This window comes from Muricoccus nepalensis, assembly GCF_006438825.1.
GTDB classification, from domain to species: Bacteria; Pseudomonadota; Alphaproteobacteria; order Acetobacterales; family Acetobacteraceae; genus Roseomonas; species Roseomonas nepalensis.
Window position 1 is genome coordinate 43,564 of sequence record NZ_RCZP01000025.1, and the last position, 21,418, is coordinate 64,981.

Below are 21,418 nucleotides of genomic sequence, written 5' to 3' on the forward strand. Positions count from 1 at the left end.
GGGGGAAGGCCCCCGCGCCGCGGCATCCGGCGTCATCATGGCCCCTCCCGGCGGGAGGGGAAGGGGCTCAGAAGCCCTCGCGCTCCAGGCGCTTGCGCTCGACCTTGCGGGCGCGGCGGACGGCCTCGGCGGCCTCGCGGGCGCGGCGCTCGGAGGGCTTCTCGAAGTGGCGGCGGAGCTTCATCTCGCGGAAGACGCCCTCGCGCTGCAGCTTCTTCTTGAGCGCCTTCAGCGCCTGGTCGATGTTGTTGTCCCGAACGACGACTTGCACGCGGCAACGTCCTCCTTGCCTGGAGATGATGGATGGCCGAACGGCCGGATGGATGTGAATCCGTCCGGCGAAGGTCCGGCGGTCTAGCACGCGGCCCCGCCCCCTTGGAAGCCCGAAAGCCGCGCCCCCTGGTGACGAATCCGGGTCGTGCCCCAACATGCGCGGGGACGACGGGTTGCGGAGGGCGGCGGGTTGATCGACGGGTCGGGCGACGGGGAACGGCGGGGCTGACATGGCCATTCTGAAGATCGCCCGGCTGGGCCACCCGGTGCTGCTGCAACGGGCGGAGCCGGTTCCGGACCCGACCGCCCCCTCCATGCGCCGCCTGGTGACGGACATGGCGGAGACGATGATCGACGCGAACGGGCTCGGCCTCGCGGCGCCGCAGGTGCACGTGCCGCTGCGGGTCTTCGTGATGCGGGACGGGCCGCGCGTCTTCGCCCTGTTCAACCCGGAGATCAGCCCGCTCTCCGAGGAGCGGGAGGCGGCCTGGGAGGGGTGCCTCTCAATCCCGGGGATGCGGGGCGAGGTGACGCGCCCGGCGCGGATTGCCTGGCGGGGGGTGGACGCGGAGGGGAAGCCGGTCTCGGGCGAGGCGGACGGGCTGGCGGCGCGGGTGATGCAGCACGAGTTCGACCACCTGGAGGGGATGCTCTACCCCATGCGGATGGACGACCTGTCGCGCTTCGGCTTCTCGGAGGAGCTGGCGCGGTTCCAGGCGCCGGCGGCGCCGGACACGCCGCCACAAGAACGGAAGGAACCAGCGGCTTGATCGAGCGCAGCCCCGAGCGGGACGCCGCCGTCCTCGCGGCCCTGCCCCATGTCCCGCGCCTGGGCTGGACCGAGGCGGCGCTGGAGGCGGGCCTCCGCGACCTCGGTGAGGCGCCGGCGGCGCATCGCTGGCTCTTCCCGGGCGGGCCGGTCGGCGCGGCCGAGGCCTGGGCGGACCTCGCGGACCGGCGGATGGAGGAGGCGGCCGCGGCGGAGGGGCTGGAGTCGCTCCGCATCCCCGCCCGGATCCGCCGGGTGATCGCGATCCGGCTCGAGGGATCGGCGCCGCACCGCGAGGCGCTGCGCCGGGCGCTGGCCCTGATGGCGCTGCCCTGGAACGCCGGGATCGCGGCGCGGACGCTGGCGCGCACGGCGGACGCCATCTGGGCGGCGGCGGGGGACCGCTCGGCCGACTTCTCCTGGTACACGCGCCGGGCGACGGTGGCCGCCGTGTACGCCGCGACCCTCACCTACTGGCTGCGCGAGCCGGTGAGCGTGGAGGAGGCGCTGGCCTTCCTCGACCGGCGGCTGGCGGGGCTTGCGCGGCTTCGGCGGCCGGGCGCGGCGCGCGGCGGATGAGGACCGCGGGCGGGGCTCCGGCCTTGCCATGGCATTTCCGCCACGACCCCTAAACCTTTGGCAAGTTTAGGGCGTTGCTTTGACTTGCCGCGTGCATCGCCGGAACGGACTGGGTAGATGTGCGGGCGTGGCGGGGTTGCCGCCTCGAAATGCCCTCGGGAGAACCCGGTTCAGATGTCGTCTCGCTTCCTTGCCGCGGGCCTCGCGGCCGCCCTCTTCGCCGCGCCGGCCGTGGCGCAGACCTGCGTGCAGCCGGCCGAGAAGGCCGCCTTCGACGTGCGGGCCCTGCAGAGCCAGCTCATGGTCGCCGCCCTCTCCTGCGGGCAGGAGGACCAGTACAACACCTTCGTGAACCGCTATAAGAGCGAGCTCGGCGGCGCCTACCGCGGGATCAACGCGCATTACCGCCGCACTGCGGGCGCCCGCGGCCAGTCCTCGCTCGACGGCTACATCACCCAACTCGCCAACGCGCAGTCGCAGGACGGCATCCGCCAGGGCAGCAACTTCTGCCGGAACGTGGCGCCGCTCTTCACGGTGGCCCTGGCCGCCCCCGCGACCTCCGAGGCGCTGGCGACGGTGGCGGTGCAGAACAACCTCTCCAACCCGCACGGGCGCAGCGAGTGCGGCCCCTCCTCCACCCCGGCCGCGGCCTCCCGCCCGGCGCCGGAGCGCCGCCCCGCGGTGCGGCAGGTCTCGACGCGCCCCTCGCGCTAAGCCGACCACTCTTCCCGATCGCTTCCGGAGGGCGCCGCAAGGCGCCCTTCGTCGTTTCAGGCGCCCGGCCTGGCACTTGCGGGCCCCCGAACGAAGAAGGGGCGGGACCCTGCGGCCCCGCCCCCCTTTGCTCTCCCGTGAGGGGATCGCCTGCTCAGCGCAGGACGATCTCCACGCGGCGGTTCTGCGGCTCGCGCACGCCGTCGGCGGTCGGGACCAGCGGGCGGCTCTCGCCGAAGGCCTGGATCGACATCTGGCTGCGGGCGATGCCACGGCGCGACAGCTCGGCCGCGACGGCCTCGGCGCGGCGCTGGGACAGGCGCTGGTTGTACTGCGGCGTGCCGGAGCGGTCGGCGTGGCCGGCCACCTCGATGCGGGTCGTGCCGGTCGTCGTGACCGCCTGGGCGGCCTCGGCGATGATCTGGCGGGCGCGGTCCGTCAGGTCGGCGCGATCGAAGTCGAAGAACACGAGGTAGGTGCGGGCCGGGGCCGGGGCCACGGCGGGCTGCTGCGGCACGGCGACGGGCACGACCGGGCGCGGCGCGTTGAAGGCGTAGCGCAGGCCGATCAGGGCGGAGTGGTTGAAGTTGTCCACCTCGACCCGGCCGCGGCCGAGCACGACGTTGCCGGGGGTGGCGCTGCCCGTCGAGTTGCGGACGGTCGCGTTCAGCTCCGGCGAGAGCGTGCCGAGGAAGCGGTACTCGGCGGTCAGGGCGAGGCCCGGGACGCCGAGGTTGAAGGCCACGCCGGCGATGCCCTGATAGGCGAAGTTGCCCTCACGGTCGTCGATCGTGATCTGCTGCCCGAGGGCGTTGCCGCGCACGCCGTCATACTCGTGCCAGACGTAGCCGGCGCCGGCGCCGAGGTACGGGGTCACGGGGATGCCGGGGATGTTGAAGTCGAACAGCACGTTGCCCATGCCGCCGTAGGAGCGCGCACGGCCGCCCTGGGACGTCAGGGCCGGGACGCCGCGGAGGCGGAAGTCACCGTGGTTGTTCTCGCGGTAGTTGCCCTCGGCCTCGAGGCGCAGGCCGTTGCCGAAGCCGAAGCCGACGCTGCCGACACCGGTCCAGCCCATGTCGAAGCTGAGGTTGCCGCCGCGGCCGAGATTCGTGCCGTTCGCACCGATAATGTCGATATCGGTCTTCTGCAGCCAGTTGAAGCCGGCGCCGCCGGCAATGTAGACGCCGGTGACAGGCTGGGCCTGCGCGGCAAGCGGCAGCGACAGGATCGTCGCGGCCAGAAGGGCCTTCTTCAGGCTCATGAGATGTGAACTCCCGATCCACCAGGGCGGCGCTGCGCGGGGGTCAGGTGGGTCCCGATTCCGGCGCGGCGTCCAGGCTATGTATCACCGGGGGTTGCTTCGTGCAGTCCGGCGGGGGGCGTGGCAGAAGGGTTTCAGGTCACTGTGGCGCCTTGGCCACAGGGCACTCTGGCTTTTCGGTCACAGATGGGAGAGCAGGGTCGATTCGGGGGTGGACAGGAGGCTTCCGCGCGGCAGGAGCCGCGTCGCGTGGCCCATCTTGCGGCCGTTTCGCGCCTCCGCCTTGCCGTAGAGGTGCAGGGCGACGCCGGGCTCCCCCGCCAGGGCGGGCCAGCGGGCCATGCCCTCGGGGCCGACCAGGTTGCGCATGACAGCGTCCGCGTGGCGCTCGGTGGGGGCGAGGGGCAGGCCCGCGACGGCGCGGGCGTGCTGGTCGAACTGGCTCGCCTGGCAGGCGTCGATCGTCCAGTGGCCGGAGTTGTGGGGGCGGGGCGCGATCTCGTTCCCGAGCAGCCCGCCGTCCGGCAGGAGGAAGAACTCCACCGCCAGCACGCCGACGAGGTCGAGCGCGGTGGCGACCGCCGCGGCGTGGCGGCGGGCGGCCTCGGCGGCCGCGGGCGGCAGGCGGGCGGGGGCGAAGGAGAGGTCGAGGATGTGGTGGGCGTGGCGGTTCTCGACGGCGTCGTAGGTGGCCGTCGCGCCGTCCGCGCCGCGCGCCGCGATGGCGGAGATCTCGGCCGCGAAGGGCACGAAGGCCTCGGCGATGAGGGGGTGCGGGGAGAGGCGCGCGAGGGCGGCCTCGGCCTCCTCCGCGGTGCGGACGATGGCCTGGCCGCGGCCGTCGTAGCCGAGGCGGGTGGTCTTGAGGACGGCGGGCAGGCCGACCTTGGCGAGGGCGGCCGGCAGGTCGGCGCTCGCGTGGATGGCGGCCCAGGGGGCGACGGGGACGCCGGCCCGCTCGAGGAAGGCCTTCTCGACGAGGCGGTCCTGGCAGGTGGAGAGGGCGCGGATTCCGGGGCGGCAGGGGCGGCGGGCCGCGAGGTGGTCGAGGGTCGCGGCGGGGACGTTCTCGAACTCGAAGGTGACGACGTCGACGGCCTCGGCGAAGCGGTCTAGGGCGGCCCGGTCCTCGTAGGGGGCGATGGTGCTGGCGGCGGCGACGAGGGTGCCGGGCTCCCCGGAAGTGGGGGAGAAGACGTGGGCGCGGTAGCCGAGGCGCGCGGCCGCGAGGGCCGTCATGCGGCCGAGCTGGCCGCCGCCGAGGATGCCGATGGTGGCGCCGGGGGGGAGGGGCCCAGGAAGTGGTTCGGTGGGATGGCCCGTCACGCCGGGAGGTCCGGGACCGATTCGGTCTGCGCGGCCCGGTGCGCCTCGAGCCGGGCGGCGAGAGCGGGGTCGGCGAGGGCGAGGATGCTGGCCGCGAGGAGGGCGGCGTTGACCGCGCCCGCGCGCCCGATGGCGAGGGTGCCGACGGGGATGCCCGCGGGCATCTGGACGATGGAGAGAAGGGAGTCCTGGCCGCGCAGCGCGTGGCTCTCGACGGGGACGCCCAGCACCGGCAGGCGGGTGAGGCTGGCCGTCATGCCCGGCAGGTGGGCTGCGCCGCCGGCGCCGGCGACGATGACCTTCAGCCCGCGCCCGGCGGCCGCCTTCGCGTAGTCCACCATGCGGTCCGGGGTGCGGTGGGCGGAGACGACCCGGCACTCGTGGGGGATGGCCAGGGCCGCGAGGGTCTCGGCCGCGTGGCGCATCGTCTCCCAGTCGGAGCGCGAGCCCATGATGACGCCCACCAGCGGGGCGGCCGCGGCCTCGCTCAAGCGATGATGTCCGGCACCAGGCGGCTCTCCAGCCAGGAGATCTCGTCCTTCAGCTTCAGCTTGCGCTTCTTCAGGCGCTGGAGCTGGAGCTGGTCGTGGCGGCTGTCCTCGAGGCGGGCGATCACCGTGTCGAGGTCGCGGTGCTCGCTCCGCAGCTCGGTCAGGCGGCGGAAAAGGCTGTCGCGTTCGGCCAGCATGGTCCCCCGGATCGGTCGGGCGGCCCGTTCCCGAGGGTGGGACGGGCGGGTTGATAAGGGCGTGAGAATTCTCGTGCCCCCTTGGCGGATTGCCATATCATCTAGCGCGCGGCGGTGACAGACGCCGCGCAAAAACGACCGAATCAGGCAGGAATAGGATCAAGCGTATGCTGAACCCGCCCCGGCTGCAGTCGCTCAAGGACCGTCACAACGCGCTCGACGCGCGCATCTCGGCGGAGGACGCGAGGCCGATGCCGAACAGCCTCGAGCTTGCCCGCCTGAAGCGCGAGAAGCTTCGCCTCAAGGAGGAGATGGAGCGCTTCGAGGCCCAGCGGTCGCGGCCGCAGTAGCGGCGGGCGTCCCGCCCCGCGGCGGGACGATGAGGAAGGGCGGGTCCCGAGGGGCCCGCCTTTTTTGTGCCCGCCGCGCCGGCCTCAGGCCGCGTCGTCCTCCACGGCCGTCGGCACGGGCTGGGCGCCGATGGAGATGACGAGGGCGTTGAGGTCGCCCTGGGTGCAGAGGCCGAGGATGACGGGGTCGCGCGGCTTGATGTTGGCCGAGTTCCAGTGGCTGCGGTCGCGCACCTTGGCGATCGTTTCCTTCGTGGTGCCGAGGAGCTTGCCCACCTGGGCATCGGTGAGCTGCGGGTAGTTGCGGAGCAGCCAGGCGATGCCGTCCGGCCGGTCGTTGCGCTTGGCCACCGGCGTGTACTTCGCGCCCTTGCCGCGCATCTTCGGCTGCGGAAGGCTGCTCTGCATCATCACGAGGCGGGCGTTGGGGTCGGCCTCGCAGCGGGCGATCTCCTCCCGCGTGAGCTGGGCGTTAGCGACGGGGTCGTAGCCGACGATGCCCTGCGCGACCTCGCCGTCGGCGATGGCCTGGACCTCGAGCGGGTGCATGCCCACGAAATCGGCCACCTGGTCGAAGGTGAGGGAGGTCTTGTCGATCAGCCACACGGCGGTGGCCTTGGGCATCAGGGGCGTGGACATGTCGGGGGCCTCGTCGCGCCCCGGGCGGGGGCGGTCGTCGCGGAGGGGGCGCCAGGGGGCTTGGGGTCCCCCGGCGTGTCGGGCGGGATATAGAGACGGGGATGGGGTCGGTCAAAGCCGGAGAGAAGAAGATGATCGAGGAGGAGCCGCTTCGCCGGCCCGCGCCCGGGGGCTTCGCCCCGGCGGCGCTGGCGGATTGGTCGGAGGAGACGCTCAGGGCCTATGTCGAGGCGCTGCGGGCGGAGATCGGCCGGGCCGAGGCGGCCATCGCCGCGCGTGCGGCGCAGCGGGCGGCGGCGGACGCCTTCTTCCGCAAGCCGGGCTAGGGCGGCGGCCCGCCACGGGGCGGGCACGAGAAAGGGCCGGCGGATCGCTCCGCCGGCCCCCTTTCCTCGCGCGCCCGAGTCCGGGCGGCGCGGCCGTTGGGTCAGGCTAACGGATCAGGCCGCCTGGGCCTGGCCGTCCTGGCTGTTCGCGGCCTCGGCGCGGCCCTCGAGCGCGGGCTGCTGCGGCCGGCCGCCCGCGATCGCGATGCGGCGGGGCTTCAGGGCCTCGGGCACCTCGCGGCGGAGGGCGACGTGGAGAAGGCCGTTCTCGAGGTTCGCGCCCTCGACGCGGATGTGGTCCGCGAGGACGAAGCGGCGCTCGAAGGCGCGGCCGGCGATGCCGCGGTGCAGGAAACGGCCCTCCTCCTGCGGCTGCGGGGCGCGGCCGGCGATGAGGAGCACGTTGTCCTGGGCCGTGATCTCGATGTCGTCCTGGCCGAAGCCGGCCACCGCCATCGTCAGCGTATAGGCGTCATCGGCCGTGCGCTCGATGTTGTAGGGCGGGTAGGACGGAGCATCGGCCGCCGCGCGGGCCGTGTCGGCCAGGCGGGCGAGGCGATCGAAGCCGATGGCGGTGCGGAAGAGGGGGGAGAAGTCGAGCGTGTTCACGAGAAACCTCCTGCTGGAGCAAGGTCATCGATGGACAATGCGCGGCGTCCGGGCCGTGGCACCCCCGTTCGGGCCGTGCGTGCCGTTCCGCCTCGCGCCGGCGACCCCGATTGGGCATCGCCGACAGGCCCGAAATGGGAAAAGGGCCCCGGCGCTTCAAGCGCCGAGGCCCCTCCCGGTATGCAATCTGCTCAATCCAGCCTTGCGGCCGGAGAGGGTCAGCCCTTGCGGGCGCCGATGCCCGCGAACTTCTTGTTGAACTTGGCGATCTGGCCGCCCGTGTCCATCACGCGCTGCACGCCCGTCCAGGCCGGGTGGGACTTGGGGTCGATGTCCAGGCGCAGCGTGTCGCCCGGCTTGCCCATGCAGGAACGGGTCTTGTAGGTCGTGCCATCGGTCATGATGACGTTGATCTCGTGGTAGTCGGGATGGATGTCGGACTTCATCGGGCTGGTTCCATGCGCTGTGGCGCCGCCGATGCCGACCGGAAGCGCGAAGGGCGGCGTTTAGCGGGCGCGCGGGCGCGGCGCAACCGTCCTCGTGCGCGCGTCCCCGCGCGAGGAGCGGCGGGGCGGGCGCTAAATCCGGCGCGGGGGAAGCGATCGCGCGGCGGCGGGCGTTGAGGGGTTTCTATAACATAGGAGACGCTGTCGTGACGCTCCGCCCGAAGCCTCCCCGCTCCGGCCCGGCCCGGCCGGGGGGCGAGCCGGCCGATCCCTTCGACCTCTGGCTCCGGCGCAGCGTCCACAAGGCCTACGACGCGGTGCTGGACGAGCAGGTGCCGGAGGACCTGCTGCGGCTGTGCAGCGACAACCGGACGGAGTGGGTGGCCATGAAGGACCGCTGGCTCGGGCTGGGCGCGGAGGAGCGGGGGCCGCTCGGCGGGCCGGGCGCCGGGGGCGGGGACCCCCCGGGCGACGGACCCAAGGGCGACGGCTTCGGGGGCGATGGTTCCACGGGCGAGGGCGGGGAGGACGGCGGGGGCGCGGGGCGGCGTTGACCGGCCCGCGCGCGGTTTCCAGACTGGCCGGGGACGGCCGGGTGGCCGCGACGCGGGGGGAAACCAAGGGCATGCGGCTTCAGGGCAAGGTGGCGCTCGTCACGGGCGCGGCGTCGGGATTCGGCGAGGGGATCGCGCGGGAATACGCGGCGCAGGGGGCGAAGGTCGCGGTGGCGGACCTCAACCTGGAGGGCGCGCGGCGGGTGGCCGCCGAGATCGGCGGGCAGGCCTTCGGGGGCGACGTCGCGCGCGCGGCCGACATCGAGGCGATGGTGCAGGGGGCGGCGGAGGCCTTCGGCGGGATCGACGTCGTCGTGAACAACGCGGGCTGGACCTACCGGAACGGGACCTCGATCGAGGTCTCGGAGGAGGAGTTCGACCGGGTCTTCGCGATCAACGTGAAGTCCGTCTTCCTGATGGCGCGCGCGGCGCACCCGGTGCTGGCGGCGCGGGGCGGCGGGTCCTTCATCACCATCTCCTCCACCGCCGGGTTGCGGCCGCGGCCGGGGCTGACCTGGTACAACGGCACGAAGGGGGCGGTGAACGTCTTCACCCAGTCGCTCGCGCAGGAATGGGCGGGGCAGAACATCCGGGTGAACGCGGTCTGCCCGGTGCTCGGCGCGACGGGGCTGACCTCAGCCTTCATGGGGGTGGAGGACACGCCGGAGAACCGGAAGCGGTTCCTCGCGACCATCCCGATCGGGCGGCTGTCCACCCCCGCCGACATCGCCAACGCCTGCGTCTGGCTGGCCGAGGACGCCTCCTCCTTCATCACGGGGGTGCTACTGCCGGTGGACGGCGGGCGCTGCGCCTGAGGCCGGCGGGACGCCGCCCCGCCCCGGCCTTGGCGCCGGGGCGGGGGCGGGTCTAGGGAGGGCGCGCCGTCCCGCCGCCCGCGCGGGCGGCGGGCGAGGCGCGCGGGCGGGGCGACGCGATGAACATCCTCTCGATCCAGTCCTGGGTCTCCTACGGCCATGTCGGCAACGCGAGCGCGGTCTTCCCGCTCCAGCGGCTCGGCGCCGAGGTCTGGGCGCTGAACACGGTGCAGTTCTCCAACCACACGGGCTACGGCGCCTGGCGCGGGCAGGTCTTCGGGGCCGACCTCATCGGGGACCTCGTGCAGGGGATCGAGGAGCGGGGCGTGCTCGCGCGCTGCGACGCCGTGCTGTCCGGCTACATGGGGGACGCCTCGATCGGGGAGGCGATCCTCGATGCCTTCGCGCGGGTGCGGGCGGCCAACCCGGCGGCGGTCTGGTGCTGCGACCCCGTGATCGGCGATGTCGGGCGGGGCGTCTTCGTCCGGCCGGGAATCCCCGAGTTCATGCGGGACCGCGCGGTGCCGGCGGCCGGGATCGTGACGCCGAACCAGTTCGAGCTGGAATGGATGACCGGGCGGAAGGTCGTCTCCCTCGACGACGCGAAGGCGGCCGTCGGCGAGCTGCAGGGGCGCGGGCCGCGGACGGTGCTGGTGACGAGCCTGCAGGTGGAGGACACGCCGGAGGATTCGGTGGACCTGCTGGCGGGGGAGGAGGGGCGCTTCTGGCGGGTGCGGACGCCGAAGCTGCCGATCTCCGTCAACGGGGCGGGGGACGCGATGGCGGCGCTGTTCCTCTTCCACCGGCTGCGCTGGGATGATTCGCGCCTCGCCCTCTCGGCCGCGACCTCCTCGGTCTTCGGGCTGCTGCGGCGGACGGCGGAGGAGCGGTCGCGGGAGATCCTGACGGTCGCGGCCCAGGAGGAGTTCGTGACGCCGTCGCGGGTCTTCGTCGCGCAGCCCTGCTGAGGGGGGCACGGGCATTGCAGGGATCGCGGGGACGCGCCCATCATCGCGCCCCCGCAGAACCGCCCGCCCCGGAGGCCTCCATGCTGCCCATCCTTCCCCGCCGCCTGCTGCTCGGCGGCGCGCTGGCCATGCCCTTCGTCCGGTCCGCGCGCGCGCAGGGGACCTTCGAGTTCGTGGCGGGCTCGCTCGGCGGCGGCTGGTACACGATGGGGGCGGGGATCGCGGCGCTGGCGAAGGACGAGGCGGACCTGCAGATCCGCGTGGTGCCGGGGGGCGGGCTCGCCAACCCCACGCGCATCAACAACGGGCAGTCGCAGATGGGCTGGGGCATCGACGCCTTCACCGCCGCCGCCGTGCGCGGCGAGGAGCCCTACCGCGCGAAGCACGACAAGATTCGGACCTTGGGGACGGGCTATTCGCCGACCGAGCACAACTTCGTCCGCGCGAGCGAGAAGCCGCTCGAGGACATGCGGGCGATCCTGACGCAGCGGGGCATCCGGATCGGCTGCCCGCAGCGCTCCTCGACCGACGAGATGACGCTGCAGCGGATCCTCAAGTTCCTGGGGACCTCGCCGGAGCGGATCCGGGCGGAGGGCGGGACCTATCTCAACGGGTCCTACAACGACATCGCGGCGGCTTTCGGGGACGGGCAGGTGGACTACCTCTACGTCGCGCTGGCCAAGCCGGCGGCAATCCTGACGGAGCTTGGCACCGGGCGGCGGGCGGCGCGGCTGGTAGCCTTCCCGGAGGACGTCCGCCGCCACCTGATCGACGCCTATGCCTATAACCAGGGCGTGCTGCCGGCCTCGGCCTACCCGGCGCTGCAGTCGGCCGACGTGCCGGTGACGACGATGGACAGCGTGATCGTCGTGCACGAGAGCGTGCCGGACGAGGTCGCCTACAAGCTGACGAAGGTGCTGGTGGCGGCGAAGGGCGCGCGGCTGACGCAGATCCACGCCTCCATGGCGAGCTACGACCCGGCGCAGGCCTGGAAGTACGCGGGCGCGCCGCTGCACCCGGGGGCGGCGAAGGCCTATCGCGAGGCCGGGGTGATGCCGGGCTGAGGCGCCCCGCTTGCGCGCGCTGAAGGGGCCGCTGGGCCCGGTCCTCTCGGGGTGGCTGGCGCTGGCGGCGGCGGTCCATCTCTATTTCGGCGGCGTCGGCTTCCCGGAGCCGGTGGCGATGCGGGCCTTCCACCTGCTGGCCTTCGTGCCGCCAATCTTTCTGCTGTGGCCGGCGCGGGCGTCGAGCCCGGCGGCGCGGCCGAGCCTGGTGGACTGGGCCTGGTTCCTGGCGGCGGCGGCGCCGCATCTCTGGGTCTGGTGGAACGCGGGCGCGGTGTCGGACCGCATGGAGTACGTGGACGAGTTCACGCCCGTCATGGCCGTCATGGCCGTGCTGGCGATCGTGACCCTGCTGGAGGCGACGCGGCGGGCGGTGGAGCCGGGGCTGGCCTGGATGGTCATCGTCAGCATCGCCTACATGGCGCTGGGCCACCTTCTTCCGGGCGTGCTGAACACGCGGGTCTTCACGGCGGGCGAGATCCTAGAGGCGTCCTGGCTGGTGCCGACGGCGGGCGGCGTCTACGGGCCGCTGACGGGGATCGTCGCGACGACCATCGCGGTCTTCATCATCTTCGGCTCCTTCATGGCGGGCAGCGGGACGGGGCGGCTGTTCAGCAACCTCGGCGCGGCCGCCGCCGGGCGCTTCACGGGCGGGCCGGCGAAGGTGGCGGTGATCACGTCGGGGCTCTTCGGGACGATGAGCGGGTCCTCGGTCTCCAACGTCATCACGACGGGGGCGATGACGATCCCGCTGATGAAGCGGATCGGCTACCGGCCGGCGGTGGCCGGCGGGATCGAGGCGGCGGCGAGCGTGGGCGGCGCGATCATGCCGCCGGTCATGGGGGCGGCGGCCTTCGTGATGGCGGAGATCACCAACATCCCCTACGGGGAGATCGTCGTCGCCGCGGCGATCGGCGCGGTGCTCTACTACTTCGCGATCCTCGCCGCCGTGCATTTCGAGGCGAAGCGGCGGGGGATGGCGCCCATGCCGGCCTCCGAGATCCCGCCCTGGCGCGAGGTGCTGGCGGACGCGCATCTCGTGATCCCGATGGGCGTGCTGGTTTACCTGATGATGGAGCGCTGGTCGGGCAACTACGCGGCCTTCTGCGCGACGCTGGCGATGGTCGGGATCGCGATGCTCCGGCGGCGGACGCGGATGACGCCGCGCGCGGTGTTCGACGCGCTGGTGAGCGCGGGGCTGACCATGGCGCCGCTGGCGGTGGCCATCGCGGGGGCGGGGATCGTCGTTTCCGCGCTGACGGCAACGGGGATGGTGGTGGCCTTCGGGGGGATCATCAAGGACCTCGCGGGCGGGTCGCTGCCGCTGCTGCTGATCCTGCTGGCGCTGACCGTGCTGGTGCTGGGGATGGGGCTGCCGACGACGCCCTCCTACATCATCGCGGCCGCGATCGGCGTGCCGCAGCTCGTCGCCATGGGGGTGGAGCTGCTGCCGGCGCACCTGTTCCTGTTCTACTTCGCGGTGCTGGCGGACGCGACGCCGCCCGTCGCGGCGGCGGCCTTCGCGGCGGCCTCCATCGCGAAGGCGGGGCCGACGGTCACGAGCCTGCACGCGACGCGCTTCGGGATCGCGGGCTTCACCGTCGGCTTCGCCTTCGTCTACGACCCCGGGATCATGATGCGGGGCGGGGTGCTCGACATCCTGCTGGCGACGGCGATCCAGGTGGCGGCGCTGGTCGCGATCACCGGGGCCTATGCGGGGTACTTCCTCGCGCCGCTCGGCCGGGTGGCGCAGGGGCTGCTGGGCGCCGCGGGGCTGGTCGCGGCCTTCGTGCCGGCACTGCCGGGGCCGGCGCGGCTGGCGGTCGCGCTGGCGGCGATGGGGCTGGCCTGGGGCCTCGGGCGGGCCGGGCGGGGGGCGGCGCTGCGGCCGCTCTGAGGGGCGGGGCTGTTCTGGCCAGCGCTCCGGCACCCGGCCGGACGGTGCGGAGTGTGACAAATGGCATTGTGCGGGGCTTCCCGCCTCTGCCCTCCTCCCCGCGAGGAGGAACGGACCATGCCGGACATCAACGCCGGGCTCGCCGTGAGGCCACTGCCCCTCGCGGCCGCCGACGTCGCCGCCTTCCAGGCCGACGGGCAGCTCCTGACGCGCTTCATCATGGCGCAGTCGGGGCGGACGATCGCGGGGATGCCCGCGGTGGGGCCGGAGGCGCCGGAGCCCGCGCGCTGGGAGGTCGCCCAGGGCTTCGCCGAGCTTCTCTACGCGGAGCCGCGCGAGGTCGCGGCGGACGCGGCGAAGGTGGACCGGCTGATCGCGCTCCTCGACCACCTCGCGGTCCGCGCGGCGCCGGCGCGGCCGGACACGATCCGGCTGACGGGCTGCTTCATCCTCCCGAGCTCGCGCGAGGCGCGGAAGATCCTCGGCCACGCCGAGCCGGGCCCGCCGGGCGTCGCCTCGGCCACGGCGTCGCAGGCGGCGGACTGTGCGCTGATGGCGCAGTCGCTCCGCCGCTTCGTGCGCCTTATCGGGGCGCTCGGGATCGTCTCGCTCGCCTTCGCGCTCATCCTCCTCATCCACGCGGCGAGCGGGCGGGGGCTGCTCGAATCCCTCGCGGGGCTGCGGGCGGACTACGCGGCGGCCGAGCGCGAGGTGGCCGCGGCGAACAGCGTGCTGGCCGCGGCCGCGGCGCGCGAGCCGCGGGCGGGGACGGTGCCGGTGGGGTGCGACCCGCTGCCGCCGGAGGCGCGGGTCACGGTCCCGGCGCGGCTCGCGGCCTGCGGGCGGATCGAGGACCTCAGCAAGCGCTTCGACCTTCTCTACACGGCGCTGGGGCGGTGGAACGCGACAAGCAAGCTCTTCGCCATGGCCACGCCGAACGGGGTGGCCGAGCAGGCCGCGCGGCCGCGGCTCCGCGTCGCTGGGCGGGACTGGGAGACGACGGAGATCCGCACCGTCTCGACGCTGAAGTCCCTCACCAGCTTCGTGCTGCCGATGGCGCTCGGGCTGGTCGGCGCCTGCACGGCCTTCGCGCGGCGGATCAACCGGCGGATCGAGGAGTGGACGCTCGAGCCGCGGGACCGCTGGCAGGGCATCCTGCGGGTGGCGATGGGGCTGGTGGCGGGAAGCCTGGTGGGCGCGCTCTTCACCACGGCCGACACCGTGGACCTGCAGGGCTTCACCCTCACGCTGCCGGCGGTCGCCTTCTTCGTGGGCTACGGGGTGACGGTCGTCTTCGACATGCTGGACGCGATCATCGAGCCGGTCTCGGAGAAGATCCGCACCACCTTCGCCCCGGCCAAGCCGGCGCGCTGAGGCGCCCGCCCCGCGTCAGGCGCTGGCGAGCATCGCCACGCCGAGGCTGATGAGGGCGACGGCCGCGATCTTCTGGGCGCCCAGTGCCTCGCCGAAGGCGAAGTGGCCGATCATGACGGCCACGACGTAGGAGGCGGCGGTGCAGGGGAGGGCGACCGACATCGGGATGCGCCGCAGCGCCACGATGTAGAGCAGCGCCGCCCCGCCGTAGAGGCCGAGGCCCACGACCGTCTGCGGGCGGAAGAGCTGGGCGAGGAAGCCGCCCTCGGCCGTCGCGCCCGACTTCAGCAGCACCTGGCCGGCGAGCGAGGTGGCGATGGCGAGGGCGAGGGAGAGCCAGTGGGCGCTCATCGCCCGCCCTCCGCCGCGTCGCCCGGGGCGGGGCGGGCGCGGACGACGTCGCGCACCACGCCCTGGGGCGTGCCGTTGGCCGAGAGGAAGGCGCGGCCGACATACTCGCCGAGCACGCCGAGGATGAGGAACTGCACGGCCGAGAGCAGCAGCGTCACCGTCATGGTGGAGGCCCAGCCCGAGGGGGTCTCGCCGGTCATGGCCTCGGCGATGACGAAGAGCGAGGCGACGATGCCGAGGAAGCCCATGGCGAGGCCCGCGAAGGTCGCGAGGCGCACCGGCAGGAGGGAGAAGTTGGTGGCCAGGTTCAGCCAGAGGCGCACGAGGCGGCGCAGCGTGTAGTTGCTGCGGCCCTCCGCGCGCTTGAGGTGGCGGACCTCGATGGAATCGATGCGCTGGGTGACCTGCATGATCAGCCCGTCGATATAGGGGTAGGGGCCGGCGTAGCGACTGACCTCGCGCACCACGAGGGCGCTCATGCAGCGGAAGGAGGAGAGGTAGAGGCCGCGCGGCTTGTCGAGCAGCAGGTCGGCGACGCCGTTGGCGAAGCGCGAGCCGAGGTTGCGCCAGCCCTCGTGCTCCTTCACGGCGTAGCGGGTGTAGACGACGTCCCAGCCGCGGCCGTCCGGGGCGCCGAGGCGGGCGTGGTCGTAGAGCTTCAGCACCTCCTCCGGCGGGTTCTGGAGGTCGTCGTCCATGGTGATGACGTAGCGGCCGCGGGCGACGCGGAGGCCGGACATGACCGCGTTGTGCTCGCCGAAGTTGCGGGCGTGCTCGACATAGGTGAGCGGCACGGTGGCCTTTGCCGCGAGCTCGCGGCAGACCTCGGCGGAGTTGTCGGGGGAGCCGTCGTTCACCAGCACGATCTCGATCCCCCCCGCGGGACGGAGCGCCGAGAGGGCGGCGACGAGGGTGCCGACGGTGGTCGCGCCGCGGTAGACGGGCACGACGATCGACAGGCCCACGGTCTCCGGGGTGAAGGCGCCGGCCTCCATCGCGGCGGCCGGCGGGGCGAGCGGGCTCCGCTCCAGGAGGGGCGCGTCCGTCAGGGTCTCGCGGCGCATCGGGTTCGGTCCTTCAGGGTCGGGTCGCGGCCAGCAGCACGGAGCCGCCGGCGGGGAGGGGGAGGCCGGCGCGGCGCTCGAGGTCGCTCACGCCGTGGAGGAGGCGGTCCAGCCAGGGCGGGAAGTCGCCGACGTCGCTCGCGTGGGTGTCGCCGCGGGCGAGGACCTTGCGCTGCAGGACCATGAGGGGGAGCAGGAGGCCGTTCCAGTAGCGGGCCGAGACCTCCGCGAAGCCGGCGGCGCGGAGGAGGGCGGCGGCGCGCCCGGCGGTGTAGCGGCGGGCGTTGTGCACGCGCCGGTCATGGGCCGAGAACAGCCACGCGTAGGCCGGCAGGTTGAGCACGAGCGTCCCGCCCGGGGCGAGGACGCGGTGGAGCTCGGCCAGCGCGCGCTCCTGGTCCGCCCCGGCGTGGGAGAGGACGTCCACCGAGACCGCCGCCCCGAAGGCGGCGTCGGGGAAGGGAAGCTCGTTCACGGTGCCGGCGGTGACGGGCTGGCCGGACTTGGCGCCCGCGCGGGCGGCGGCGCGGGGGTTGTAGTCGAGGCCGAGGGAGGGCCGGGGCGAGGCCTCGGCCAGGCGGCGGAGGAAGCCGCCGGTGCCGCAGCCCGCGTCGAGCAGGGGGAGGGAGGCGACGCCCGGCCGCGCGGCGAGGGTGTCGAGGAGGCGCGCGTGGACGGCGCGGTACCACCACATGCGGTCCTCGGCGGCGTCCATCAGCGTGTATTCGGCGTCTTCCAATCGGGGCCTTCTCGGAGAGAACGCGAGGGGCCGGCGGGCCTGCCGGCGCGACGAGGCTTTTCGCAGCGGGGTTGGGCAGGGACAAGGCAGCCGCGCCCAAGGGGTGCCGCAATCAAGGACTAGGAAGGTTCGGTACGGGGATGCAAGGTACTCTGTCGCCGCGCCGCCCCTCAACAGGATCCGTGTTCGAACCAACAGAATGAATGCTCCCGTTCCCCCTCTTCCCCCGCCCGGGCCGGCCGCGGTCACGCCCGAGGGCGGCGCACGCGGCGTGCAGGCTGCACGCGGGCTGGGGCGGCTGGCCACGGCGGCGGCCTCGGCGCGGCTCTGGCGGGCGGTGGCGCTGCTGCCGGCGGCGCTGTTCCTGCTGACGGTGCTCTCGCCGCCGCTGAACCACGACGTGGCGGCGGTGCTAAACTTCTCCATGCGCTGGCTCTCGGGGCAGCGGCTCTACTCCGAGCTCATCGACGTCAACCCGCCGCTCATCTTCGTCTTCAACCTGCCGGCGGCCTGGCTGGCCTCGGTCACGCCGCTCGACGGGCCGCGGGCGCTGCTGCTGCTGCTGGTCGCGCTCTGCGGCCTCGTCTGGTGGCTGGCGGCGCGGCTGCGGGACGGGCTGGTGGAGGGGCCGGTGGAGGCGGCGGCGCTGGCGGCCCTCGTGCCGCTCGCCCTCGTGCTGCCGGGCTATGACTTCGGGCAGCGCGAGGTGCTGATGGGCACGGTGGCCATCCCCTACGCGATGCTCGCCGCCCGGCGGATGGCGGGGGTGCCGACGGGGCGGCGGCTGATGCTCGGGGTGGCCGTGCTGGCCGCGCTCGGCTTCGCGCTGAAGCCGCATTTCCTGGCGGTGCCGCTGCTGGTGGAGGCGGCGGTGCTGCTGCGGCGTGGCTGGGGGCGGGTCGGCGTCTCGCTGGCGGACCCGGTGCCCTGGGCGATGGCCGGGGTCTGGGTGCTCTACCTCGCCTCCATTCCCGTGTTCTTCCCGGACTTCTTCGGGCACGTCGTGCCGCTCGTCTGGGACTACTACGTGGACCTCGGCGGGCTCTCGGCCTTCGGCGTGCTGCTGACGCCGAACATGGGGGGCGCCGCGCTGCTGCTGGCGATCGTCACCGCGCTCTGCCTCGCGCGGCGCTTCGGTCCGCTGGTGCTGGCGCTCTGGGCGGCGACGGCGGGGGCCTTCGTCTCGGCGCTGGTGCAGCACAAGGGCTGGACCTACCACGTCGCGCCCGTGTTCATGCTGGCCGGGCTGACCACCGGGCTGATCGCCGCGCGCTGGCTGGACGGGGCGCTGCCGCCGGCGCGCGCGCGGGCCTCGGCGCCGGCGCTCTCCGCGGTCATGGCGGGGCTGCTGATGCTCGGCATGGTCCGGGGCGGCGAGGCGCCGTTCCGGGAGCTCGGCTATGAGAGCGACAAGGGCGGGCGGCTGACGGCCTGGCTGAAGGAGCACGCCTGGAACGAGCGGCTGCTGATCCTGACCCCCGACATCTGGCCGATCTACCCCGCGCTGAACTACTCCAACAGCCAGTCCACGTTGCGCTTCATGAACCTCTGGCTGCTGCAGGGGGTGAACCAGCGCTGCCCGGACAACGGGGAGCGCTACCGCCAGCCCTGGGAGATGTCGCGGGCGGAGTTCTTCGTCTACCGGACGGTCGCGGAGGACTTCGCCTCCGCGCCGCCCTCGGCCGTGCTGGTCACGCGGCATGTCGGCATTCCCTGGTGCGGGAAGGAATTCGACTTCATCGAGTATTTCAGCCGCCACCCCCTCTTCGCGGAGGCGTTCCGGAGCTACCACCAGCAGGGCGAGATCGAGGGCTACAAGCTCTACGTCCGCGAGGACTGAGGCGCCCCGGCCGGGGCCGGGTGGGGGAAGCGCATGGTGTTCGAGGAGTTTGTGGGCCGCGAGGAGGTGCGGGAGGACCGCGCCGACGCGCGGCTGGCCGCGGGGCTGGCGGCGACGCTCGGCCGGCCGCTCGCGGGGGTGGAGTGGGAGCCGCTCTGGCACTGGATGCTGTTCCAGGACTGGCGGATGCCGGACGAGGTCGGGCCGGACGGGCACCCGCGCCGGGGCGGCTTCCTGCCGCCGGTGCACGACCTGCCGCGGCGCATGTGGGCGGGCGGGCGCGTGACGTTCCGGGGGCCGCTGCGGACCGGGGACGCGGTGCGGCGGGTGAGCACGATCCTCTCGGTGAAGGAGAAGTCGGGGGGCTCCGGGCGGCTGGTCTTCGTGACCGTCGGGCACGTGCTGCACGGGCCGGCGGGCGTGCTGGTCGAGGAGGAGCAGGACATCGTCTACCGCGGGGCGGAGGGGGCGGCCGTGAAGGCCGCGCCGGCCGCGCCAGCCTGGGAGGGGGCGCTGGAGGCCTCGCTGGTGCCGGACCCGGTGATGCTGTTCCGCTACTCCGCCCTCACGGGGAACGGGCACCGCATCCACTACGACCACCCCTACGTGACCGGCGAGGAGGGGTATCCGGGGCTGGTGGTGCACGGGCCGCTGCAGGCGACGCTGCTGGCGCGGCACGCGCGGGACCTGGCCGGGGAGGGGGCGGCGCTGGCGCGGTTCCACTACCGCGGGAAGCGGCCCTGCTTCGACGGCCGGCGGCTCCTGCTGCTCGGGCGGCGGGACGGGGAGGGCCTGGTGCGGCTCGAGACGCGGGACGAGGAGGGTGCCACCTGCCAGGAGGCCGAGGCCTTCCTTGCCTGACGGTCAGGGGCCTGAAGGTCAGGGATCCGGCGACCGGGGGCCCGGCGGGAGCGGGCAGGACCACCAAGGCAGGGGGTCGGCGGCGGCGCGGCCGGCCCCTCTCCCGGCGGGGGCGGCCCCGGGCGCAAGCTTCGCGCAAGGGGTGCCGGAGGAGGCGCTGCGGGGGATCGGGCTGATCGCGGCCGGCTTCGGCATCGTCACGGTCTCGGACGCCGCGGTGAAGTGGGTGCTGCCGGAGATCGGCGTCGCCGTCGCGATGATGGTGCGGGGCACGCTCGGGGCGCTCACCGTGCTCGTGCTGGCCGGCGGCTTCCGGGTGCGGGCGGTGAACCGGCGGCTGGTCGCGGCGCGAAGCCTGCTGCACTGCGCGGTGACGGTGACCTTCTACCTCGCCTGGCTGCGGGGCATGGCGCTGGGGGACAGCTACGCGGTGGCGGCCGTCGCGCCGCTGGTGATGACGGTGCTGGCCATCCCGCTGCTGGGGGAGAGCGTGGGGTGGCGGCGCTGGCTCTCGACCTTCGTCGGCTTCCTCGGCGTGCTGGTGATGGTGCGGCCGGGCGGCGACCTGTGGCGCTGGGAGGCGGCGCTGCTGCTCGGCGGTGTGGTCTTCATGGCGGTGACGCGGATCTGGACGCGGGTGCTGGCGCGGACGGACCGGCCGGCGACGATCGCCTTCTGGCTGATGGTGGCGCATATCCCCTTCGGCCTCGCGATCCTGCCGGTCTTCCCGGCGATCGGCTGGCCGTCCTGGAGCGGGTGGGTCGCGATCCTGTGCCTCGGGATTGGCAACGGCTCCGCGCATTTCCTCTTCGCCCGCGCCTTCGCGCTCGCCCCGGTCGGGGTGCTGGCGCCCTTCGAGTACTCGACCCTGGTGATGGGCACGATCGTCGGCGTGGTGGTCTGGGGCGACGTTCCCGCCTGGAGCACGGCGGCGGGCGCCGCGATCGTGGTGGGGGCGGGGCTCTACAACCTCCGTCGCGCGCAGATCCGGGCGCGGGAGGCGCGGGCGGCGGCGCCCGCGCGGGGCTGATGGTGCTGCGCCACGACATGCGGCGGGGGGCGCTGATGATGCTCGGCGCCACCGCCTGCTTCGCGGTCATGGGCGCCATCGTGAAGGTGCTGAGCGCGCGGCACGCCTTCCTCGAGCTGATGTTCTTCCGCAACGCCCTCTCGCTGCCGATCGTGCTGGCGGCAGGGCTGCGGACGGGGGCCCTGCTGCGGACGCGGCGGCTGGGCGGGCACGCGGTGCGGGCGGTCTCGGGGCTGATGGGGATGGGCTGCGCCTTCCTCGCGCTGTCGCTGCTGCCGCTCGCGGACCAGACGGCGCTGAACTACACGCAGCCGCTCTTCATCATCCTGCTCGCCATCCCCTGGCTCGGCGAGCGGCCGGGGCCGGCGCGCTGGGCGGCGGTGCTGATCGGCTTCGCGGGCGTGCTGGTGATCGCGGCGGGGCAGGGGCTGGGGAGCGGCGCGGGGCTGGTCGCGGGCTACGCCGTCGCGGCGCTGGGCGGGTTCTTCGGGGCCCTCTCGACCATGCTGGTGCGCCAGCTCTCGGCGACGGAGGCGAGCACCACCATCGTGCTCTGGCAAGCGCTGCTGATGACGGGGATGACGGCGCTCGTGCTGCCGCTGGTCTGGACGACGCCGGGCTGGGGCGACCTCGGGCTGCTGGTGCTGGTGGGGCTGATCGGGGGCGCGGGGCAGGTGCTGAACACCGAGGCCTTCGCGAGCGCGCAGGTCTCCTCGCTCGGCCCCTACACCTACACGGGCTTGCTCTGGGCGGGGCTGCTGGGCTGGATGGTCTGGGGCGAGGCGCCGGGCGTCGCCATGCTGGCGGGCAGCGCGCTGATCGTGGGCGCGGGGTTCCTCGTCCTCAGGGGTGAGTATCGCGGGCGCCGTCGCTGACGG

General features: G+C 73.7%; 26 protein-coding genes. 15 read left to right on the top strand and 11 right to left on the bottom strand.

The window, feature by feature from the left end; all coding sequences use genetic code 11:
• Nucleotides 1-67: 67 nt before the first annotated feature.
• A complete protein-coding gene (gene rpsU, locus EAH89_RS20190; protein WP_043829268.1) occupies nucleotides 68-271 on the bottom strand; it encodes a 30S ribosomal protein S21 in 204 nt (67 codons plus the stop codon).
• A gap of 232 nt (nucleotides 272-503) precedes the next feature.
• Here rpsU and def point away from each other — a divergent pair, with 232 nt between their 5' ends.
• The 3 genes from def (at nucleotide 504) to EAH89_RS20205 (ending at nucleotide 2,335) form a co-directional block, all read left to right on the top strand.
• Nucleotides 504-1,043 carry a peptide deformylase gene (gene def, locus EAH89_RS20195; RefSeq protein WP_140885516.1) on the top strand — a complete coding sequence of 180 codons (540 nt, stop codon included), beginning with the start codon at nucleotides 504-506 and terminating at the stop codon, nucleotides 1,041-1,043.
• Nucleotides 1,040-1,621, top strand: a complete 582-nt coding sequence (locus EAH89_RS20200; RefSeq protein WP_140885517.1) for a COQ9 family protein — start codon at nucleotides 1,040-1,042, stop codon at nucleotides 1,619-1,621. The genes def and EAH89_RS20200 overlap by 4 nt, the downstream gene beginning before the upstream one ends.
• Before the next feature lie 174 nt (nucleotides 1,622-1,795).
• Entirely contained in the window at nucleotides 1,796-2,335 is a 540-nt protein-coding gene (locus EAH89_RS20205) for a hypothetical protein (RefSeq protein ID WP_140885518.1), read from the top strand.
• 154 nt (nucleotides 2,336-2,489) lie between these two features.
• On the opposite strand, the gene EAH89_RS20210 is transcribed toward EAH89_RS20205, so the two are convergent.
• From EAH89_RS20210 to EAH89_RS20225, 4 genes are all read right to left on the bottom strand, one after another.
• Entirely contained in the window at nucleotides 2,490-3,599 is a 1,110-nt protein-coding gene (locus EAH89_RS20210) for an OmpA family protein (protein ID WP_140885519.1), read from the bottom strand.
• Between the two features lie 180 nt (nucleotides 3,600-3,779).
• Nucleotides 3,780-4,925 carry a 5-(carboxyamino)imidazole ribonucleotide synthase gene (locus tag EAH89_RS20215; RefSeq protein ID WP_140885520.1) on the bottom strand — a complete coding sequence of 382 codons (1,146 nt, stop codon included), beginning with the start codon at nucleotides 4,923-4,925 and terminating at the stop codon, nucleotides 3,780-3,782.
• On the bottom strand, nucleotides 4,922-5,377 hold the full coding sequence (purE, locus tag EAH89_RS20220) for a 5-(carboxyamino)imidazole ribonucleotide mutase (protein ID WP_140885555.1): 456 nt from the start codon (nucleotides 5,375-5,377) through the stop codon (nucleotides 4,922-4,924). Before purE ends, EAH89_RS20215 begins: the two co-directional genes overlap by 4 nt.
• 35 nt (nucleotides 5,378-5,412) lie before the next feature.
• On the bottom strand, nucleotides 5,413-5,613 hold the full coding sequence (locus tag EAH89_RS20225; protein WP_043829277.1) for a YdcH family protein: 201 nt from the start codon (nucleotides 5,611-5,613) through the stop codon (nucleotides 5,413-5,415).
• 167 nt (nucleotides 5,614-5,780) lie between these two features.
• Between EAH89_RS20225 and EAH89_RS20230 the strand changes: the two genes are divergently transcribed.
• Complete coding sequence (locus tag EAH89_RS20230; protein WP_140885521.1) at nucleotides 5,781-5,963, top strand: YdcH family protein; 183 nt, start codon at nucleotides 5,781-5,783, stop codon at nucleotides 5,961-5,963.
• A gap of 84 nt (nucleotides 5,964-6,047) precedes the next feature.
• On the opposite strand, the gene EAH89_RS20235 is transcribed toward EAH89_RS20230, so the two are convergent.
• Nucleotides 6,048-6,602, bottom strand: a complete 555-nt coding sequence (locus EAH89_RS20235; RefSeq protein ID WP_140885522.1) for a DUF1013 domain-containing protein — start codon at nucleotides 6,600-6,602, stop codon at nucleotides 6,048-6,050.
• A 131-nt stretch (nucleotides 6,603-6,733) separates the two neighbouring features.
• Here EAH89_RS20235 and EAH89_RS20240 point away from each other — a divergent pair, with 131 nt between their 5' ends.
• Entirely contained in the window at nucleotides 6,734-6,928 is a 195-nt protein-coding gene (locus EAH89_RS20240) for a DUF1192 family protein (RefSeq protein ID WP_140885523.1), read from the top strand.
• 114 nt (nucleotides 6,929-7,042) lie between these two features.
• Here the strand turns inward: EAH89_RS20240 and EAH89_RS20245 are convergent, their stop codons facing one another.
• Both EAH89_RS20245 and rpmE read right to left on the bottom strand, forming a co-directional pair.
• Nucleotides 7,043-7,537 carry an Hsp20 family protein gene (locus tag EAH89_RS20245; RefSeq protein ID WP_140885524.1) on the bottom strand — a complete coding sequence of 165 codons (495 nt, stop codon included), beginning with the start codon at nucleotides 7,535-7,537 and terminating at the stop codon, nucleotides 7,043-7,045.
• 218 nt (nucleotides 7,538-7,755) lie between these two features.
• Nucleotides 7,756-7,983, bottom strand: coding sequence for a 50S ribosomal protein L31 (rpmE, locus tag EAH89_RS20250; protein WP_140885525.1), 228 nt, complete (start codon nucleotides 7,981-7,983; stop codon nucleotides 7,756-7,758).
• A 206-nt stretch (nucleotides 7,984-8,189) separates the two neighbouring features.
• Here rpmE and EAH89_RS20255 point away from each other — a divergent pair, with 206 nt between their 5' ends.
• The 6 genes from EAH89_RS20255 (at nucleotide 8,190) to EAH89_RS20280 (ending at nucleotide 14,655) form a co-directional block, all read left to right on the top strand.
• Nucleotides 8,190-8,537 carry a hypothetical protein gene (locus tag EAH89_RS20255; protein WP_140885526.1) on the top strand — a complete coding sequence of 116 codons (348 nt, stop codon included), beginning with the start codon at nucleotides 8,190-8,192 and terminating at the stop codon, nucleotides 8,535-8,537.
• 71 nt (nucleotides 8,538-8,608) lie between these two features.
• A complete protein-coding gene (locus tag EAH89_RS20260; protein WP_140885527.1) occupies nucleotides 8,609-9,352 on the top strand; it encodes a glucose 1-dehydrogenase in 744 nt (247 codons plus the stop codon).
• Nucleotides 9,353-9,471: 119 nt separating this feature from the next.
• Nucleotides 9,472-10,320: a pyridoxal kinase PdxY gene (gene pdxY, locus EAH89_RS20265; protein ID WP_140885528.1), complete on the top strand. Its 849-nt coding sequence runs from the start codon at nucleotides 9,472-9,474 to the stop codon at nucleotides 10,318-10,320.
• 80 nt (nucleotides 10,321-10,400) lie between these two features.
• The gene (locus EAH89_RS20270) at nucleotides 10,401-11,384 is read left to right on the top strand and encodes a TAXI family TRAP transporter solute-binding subunit (protein WP_140885529.1); all 984 of its coding nucleotides are present in this window, start codon (nucleotides 10,401-10,403) and stop codon (nucleotides 11,382-11,384) included.
• Nucleotides 11,385-11,394: 10 nt separating this feature from the next.
• Nucleotides 11,395-13,281, top strand: coding sequence for a TRAP transporter permease (locus EAH89_RS20275; protein ID WP_140885530.1), 1,887 nt, complete (start codon nucleotides 11,395-11,397; stop codon nucleotides 13,279-13,281).
• 117 nt (nucleotides 13,282-13,398) lie between these two features.
• Nucleotides 13,399-14,655, top strand: coding sequence for a hypothetical protein (locus EAH89_RS20280; protein ID WP_140885531.1), 1,257 nt, complete (start codon nucleotides 13,399-13,401; stop codon nucleotides 14,653-14,655).
• A gap of 15 nt (nucleotides 14,656-14,670) precedes the next feature.
• Here EAH89_RS20280 and EAH89_RS20285 read toward each other — a convergent pair whose 3' ends face one another.
• From EAH89_RS20285 to EAH89_RS20295, 3 genes are read right to left on the bottom strand one after another with little or no spacing between them, the layout of a single operon-like run.
• Nucleotides 14,671-15,006, bottom strand: a complete 336-nt coding sequence (locus EAH89_RS20285; RefSeq protein ID WP_140885532.1) for a DMT family transporter — start codon at nucleotides 15,004-15,006, stop codon at nucleotides 14,671-14,673.
• Complete coding sequence (locus tag EAH89_RS20290; protein ID WP_241667117.1) at nucleotides 15,003-16,070, bottom strand: glycosyltransferase family 2 protein; 1,068 nt, start codon at nucleotides 16,068-16,070, stop codon at nucleotides 15,003-15,005. The genes EAH89_RS20285 and EAH89_RS20290 overlap by 4 nt, the downstream gene beginning before the upstream one ends.
• 13 nt (nucleotides 16,071-16,083) lie before the next feature.
• Nucleotides 16,084-16,809, bottom strand: coding sequence for a class I SAM-dependent methyltransferase (locus EAH89_RS20295; protein ID WP_140885533.1), 726 nt, complete (start codon nucleotides 16,807-16,809; stop codon nucleotides 16,084-16,086).
• Between the two features lie 199 nt (nucleotides 16,810-17,008).
• Between EAH89_RS20295 and EAH89_RS31450 the strand changes: the two genes are divergently transcribed.
• The 4 genes from EAH89_RS31450 (at nucleotide 17,009) to EAH89_RS20315 (ending at nucleotide 21,415) form a co-directional block, all read left to right on the top strand.
• Nucleotides 17,009-18,649 carry a hypothetical protein gene (locus EAH89_RS31450; RefSeq protein ID WP_161993695.1) on the top strand — a complete coding sequence of 547 codons (1,641 nt, stop codon included), beginning with the start codon at nucleotides 17,009-17,011 and terminating at the stop codon, nucleotides 18,647-18,649.
• Nucleotides 18,650-18,685: 36 nt separating this feature from the next.
• Complete coding sequence (locus tag EAH89_RS20305; RefSeq protein ID WP_241667118.1) at nucleotides 18,686-19,510, top strand: FAS1-like dehydratase domain-containing protein; 825 nt, start codon at nucleotides 18,686-18,688, stop codon at nucleotides 19,508-19,510.
• Nucleotides 19,511-19,652: 142 nt separating this feature from the next.
• Nucleotides 19,653-20,540, top strand: a complete 888-nt coding sequence (locus tag EAH89_RS20310) for a DMT family transporter (protein ID WP_241667119.1) — start codon at nucleotides 19,653-19,655, stop codon at nucleotides 20,538-20,540.
• A complete protein-coding gene (locus EAH89_RS20315; protein ID WP_194152353.1) occupies nucleotides 20,540-21,415 on the top strand; it encodes a DMT family transporter in 876 nt (291 codons plus the stop codon). Before EAH89_RS20310 ends, EAH89_RS20315 begins: the two co-directional genes overlap by 1 nt.
• Nucleotides 21,416-21,418: the final 3 nt, after the last annotated feature.

What these genes read in the sequence shown, in the direction of transcription:
- def (WP_140885516.1), top strand. Translation starts at nt 504, where the DNA reads ATGGCCATTCTGAAGATCGCCCGGCTGGGCCACCCGGTGCTGCTGCAA.
- EAH89_RS20205 (WP_140885518.1), top strand. Translation starts at nt 1,796, where the DNA reads ATGTCGTCTCGCTTCCTTGCCGCGGGCCTCGCGGCCGCCCTCTTCGCC.
- EAH89_RS20210 (WP_140885519.1), bottom strand. Translation starts at nt 3,599, where the DNA reads ATGAGCCTGAAGAAGGCCCTTCTGGCCGCGACGATCCTGTCGCTGCCG.
- purE (WP_140885555.1), bottom strand. Translation starts at nt 5,377, where the DNA reads ATGGGCTCGCGCTCCGACTGGGAGACGATGCGCCACGCGGCCGAGACC.
- EAH89_RS20225 (WP_043829277.1), bottom strand. Translation starts at nt 5,613, where the DNA reads ATGCTGGCCGAACGCGACAGCCTTTTCCGCCGCCTGACCGAGCTGCGG.
- EAH89_RS20230 (WP_140885521.1), top strand. Translation starts at nt 5,781, where the DNA reads ATGCTGAACCCGCCCCGGCTGCAGTCGCTCAAGGACCGTCACAACGCG.
- EAH89_RS20235 (WP_140885522.1), bottom strand. Translation starts at nt 6,602, where the DNA reads ATGTCCACGCCCCTGATGCCCAAGGCCACCGCCGTGTGGCTGATCGAC.
- EAH89_RS20240 (WP_140885523.1), top strand. Translation starts at nt 6,734, where the DNA reads ATGATCGAGGAGGAGCCGCTTCGCCGGCCCGCGCCCGGGGGCTTCGCC.
- rpmE (WP_140885525.1), bottom strand. Translation starts at nt 7,983, where the DNA reads ATGAAGTCCGACATCCATCCCGACTACCACGAGATCAACGTCATCATG.
- EAH89_RS20260 (WP_140885527.1), top strand. Translation starts at nt 8,609, where the DNA reads ATGCGGCTTCAGGGCAAGGTGGCGCTCGTCACGGGCGCGGCGTCGGGA.
- pdxY (WP_140885528.1), top strand. Translation starts at nt 9,472, where the DNA reads ATGAACATCCTCTCGATCCAGTCCTGGGTCTCCTACGGCCATGTCGGC.
- EAH89_RS20270 (WP_140885529.1), top strand. Translation starts at nt 10,401, where the DNA reads ATGCTGCCCATCCTTCCCCGCCGCCTGCTGCTCGGCGGCGCGCTGGCC.
- EAH89_RS20280 (WP_140885531.1), top strand. Translation starts at nt 13,399, where the DNA reads ATGCCGGACATCAACGCCGGGCTCGCCGTGAGGCCACTGCCCCTCGCG.
- EAH89_RS20285 (WP_140885532.1), bottom strand. Translation starts at nt 15,006, where the DNA reads ATGAGCGCCCACTGGCTCTCCCTCGCCCTCGCCATCGCCACCTCGCTC.
- EAH89_RS20290 (WP_241667117.1), bottom strand. Translation starts at nt 16,070, where the DNA reads ATGCGCCGCGAGACCCTGACGGACGCGCCCCTCCTGGAGCGGAGCCCG.
- EAH89_RS31450 (WP_161993695.1), top strand. Translation starts at nt 17,009, where the DNA reads ATGAATGCTCCCGTTCCCCCTCTTCCCCCGCCCGGGCCGGCCGCGGTC.
- EAH89_RS20315 (WP_194152353.1), top strand. Translation starts at nt 20,540, where the DNA reads ATGGTGCTGCGCCACGACATGCGGCGGGGGGCGCTGATGATGCTCGGC.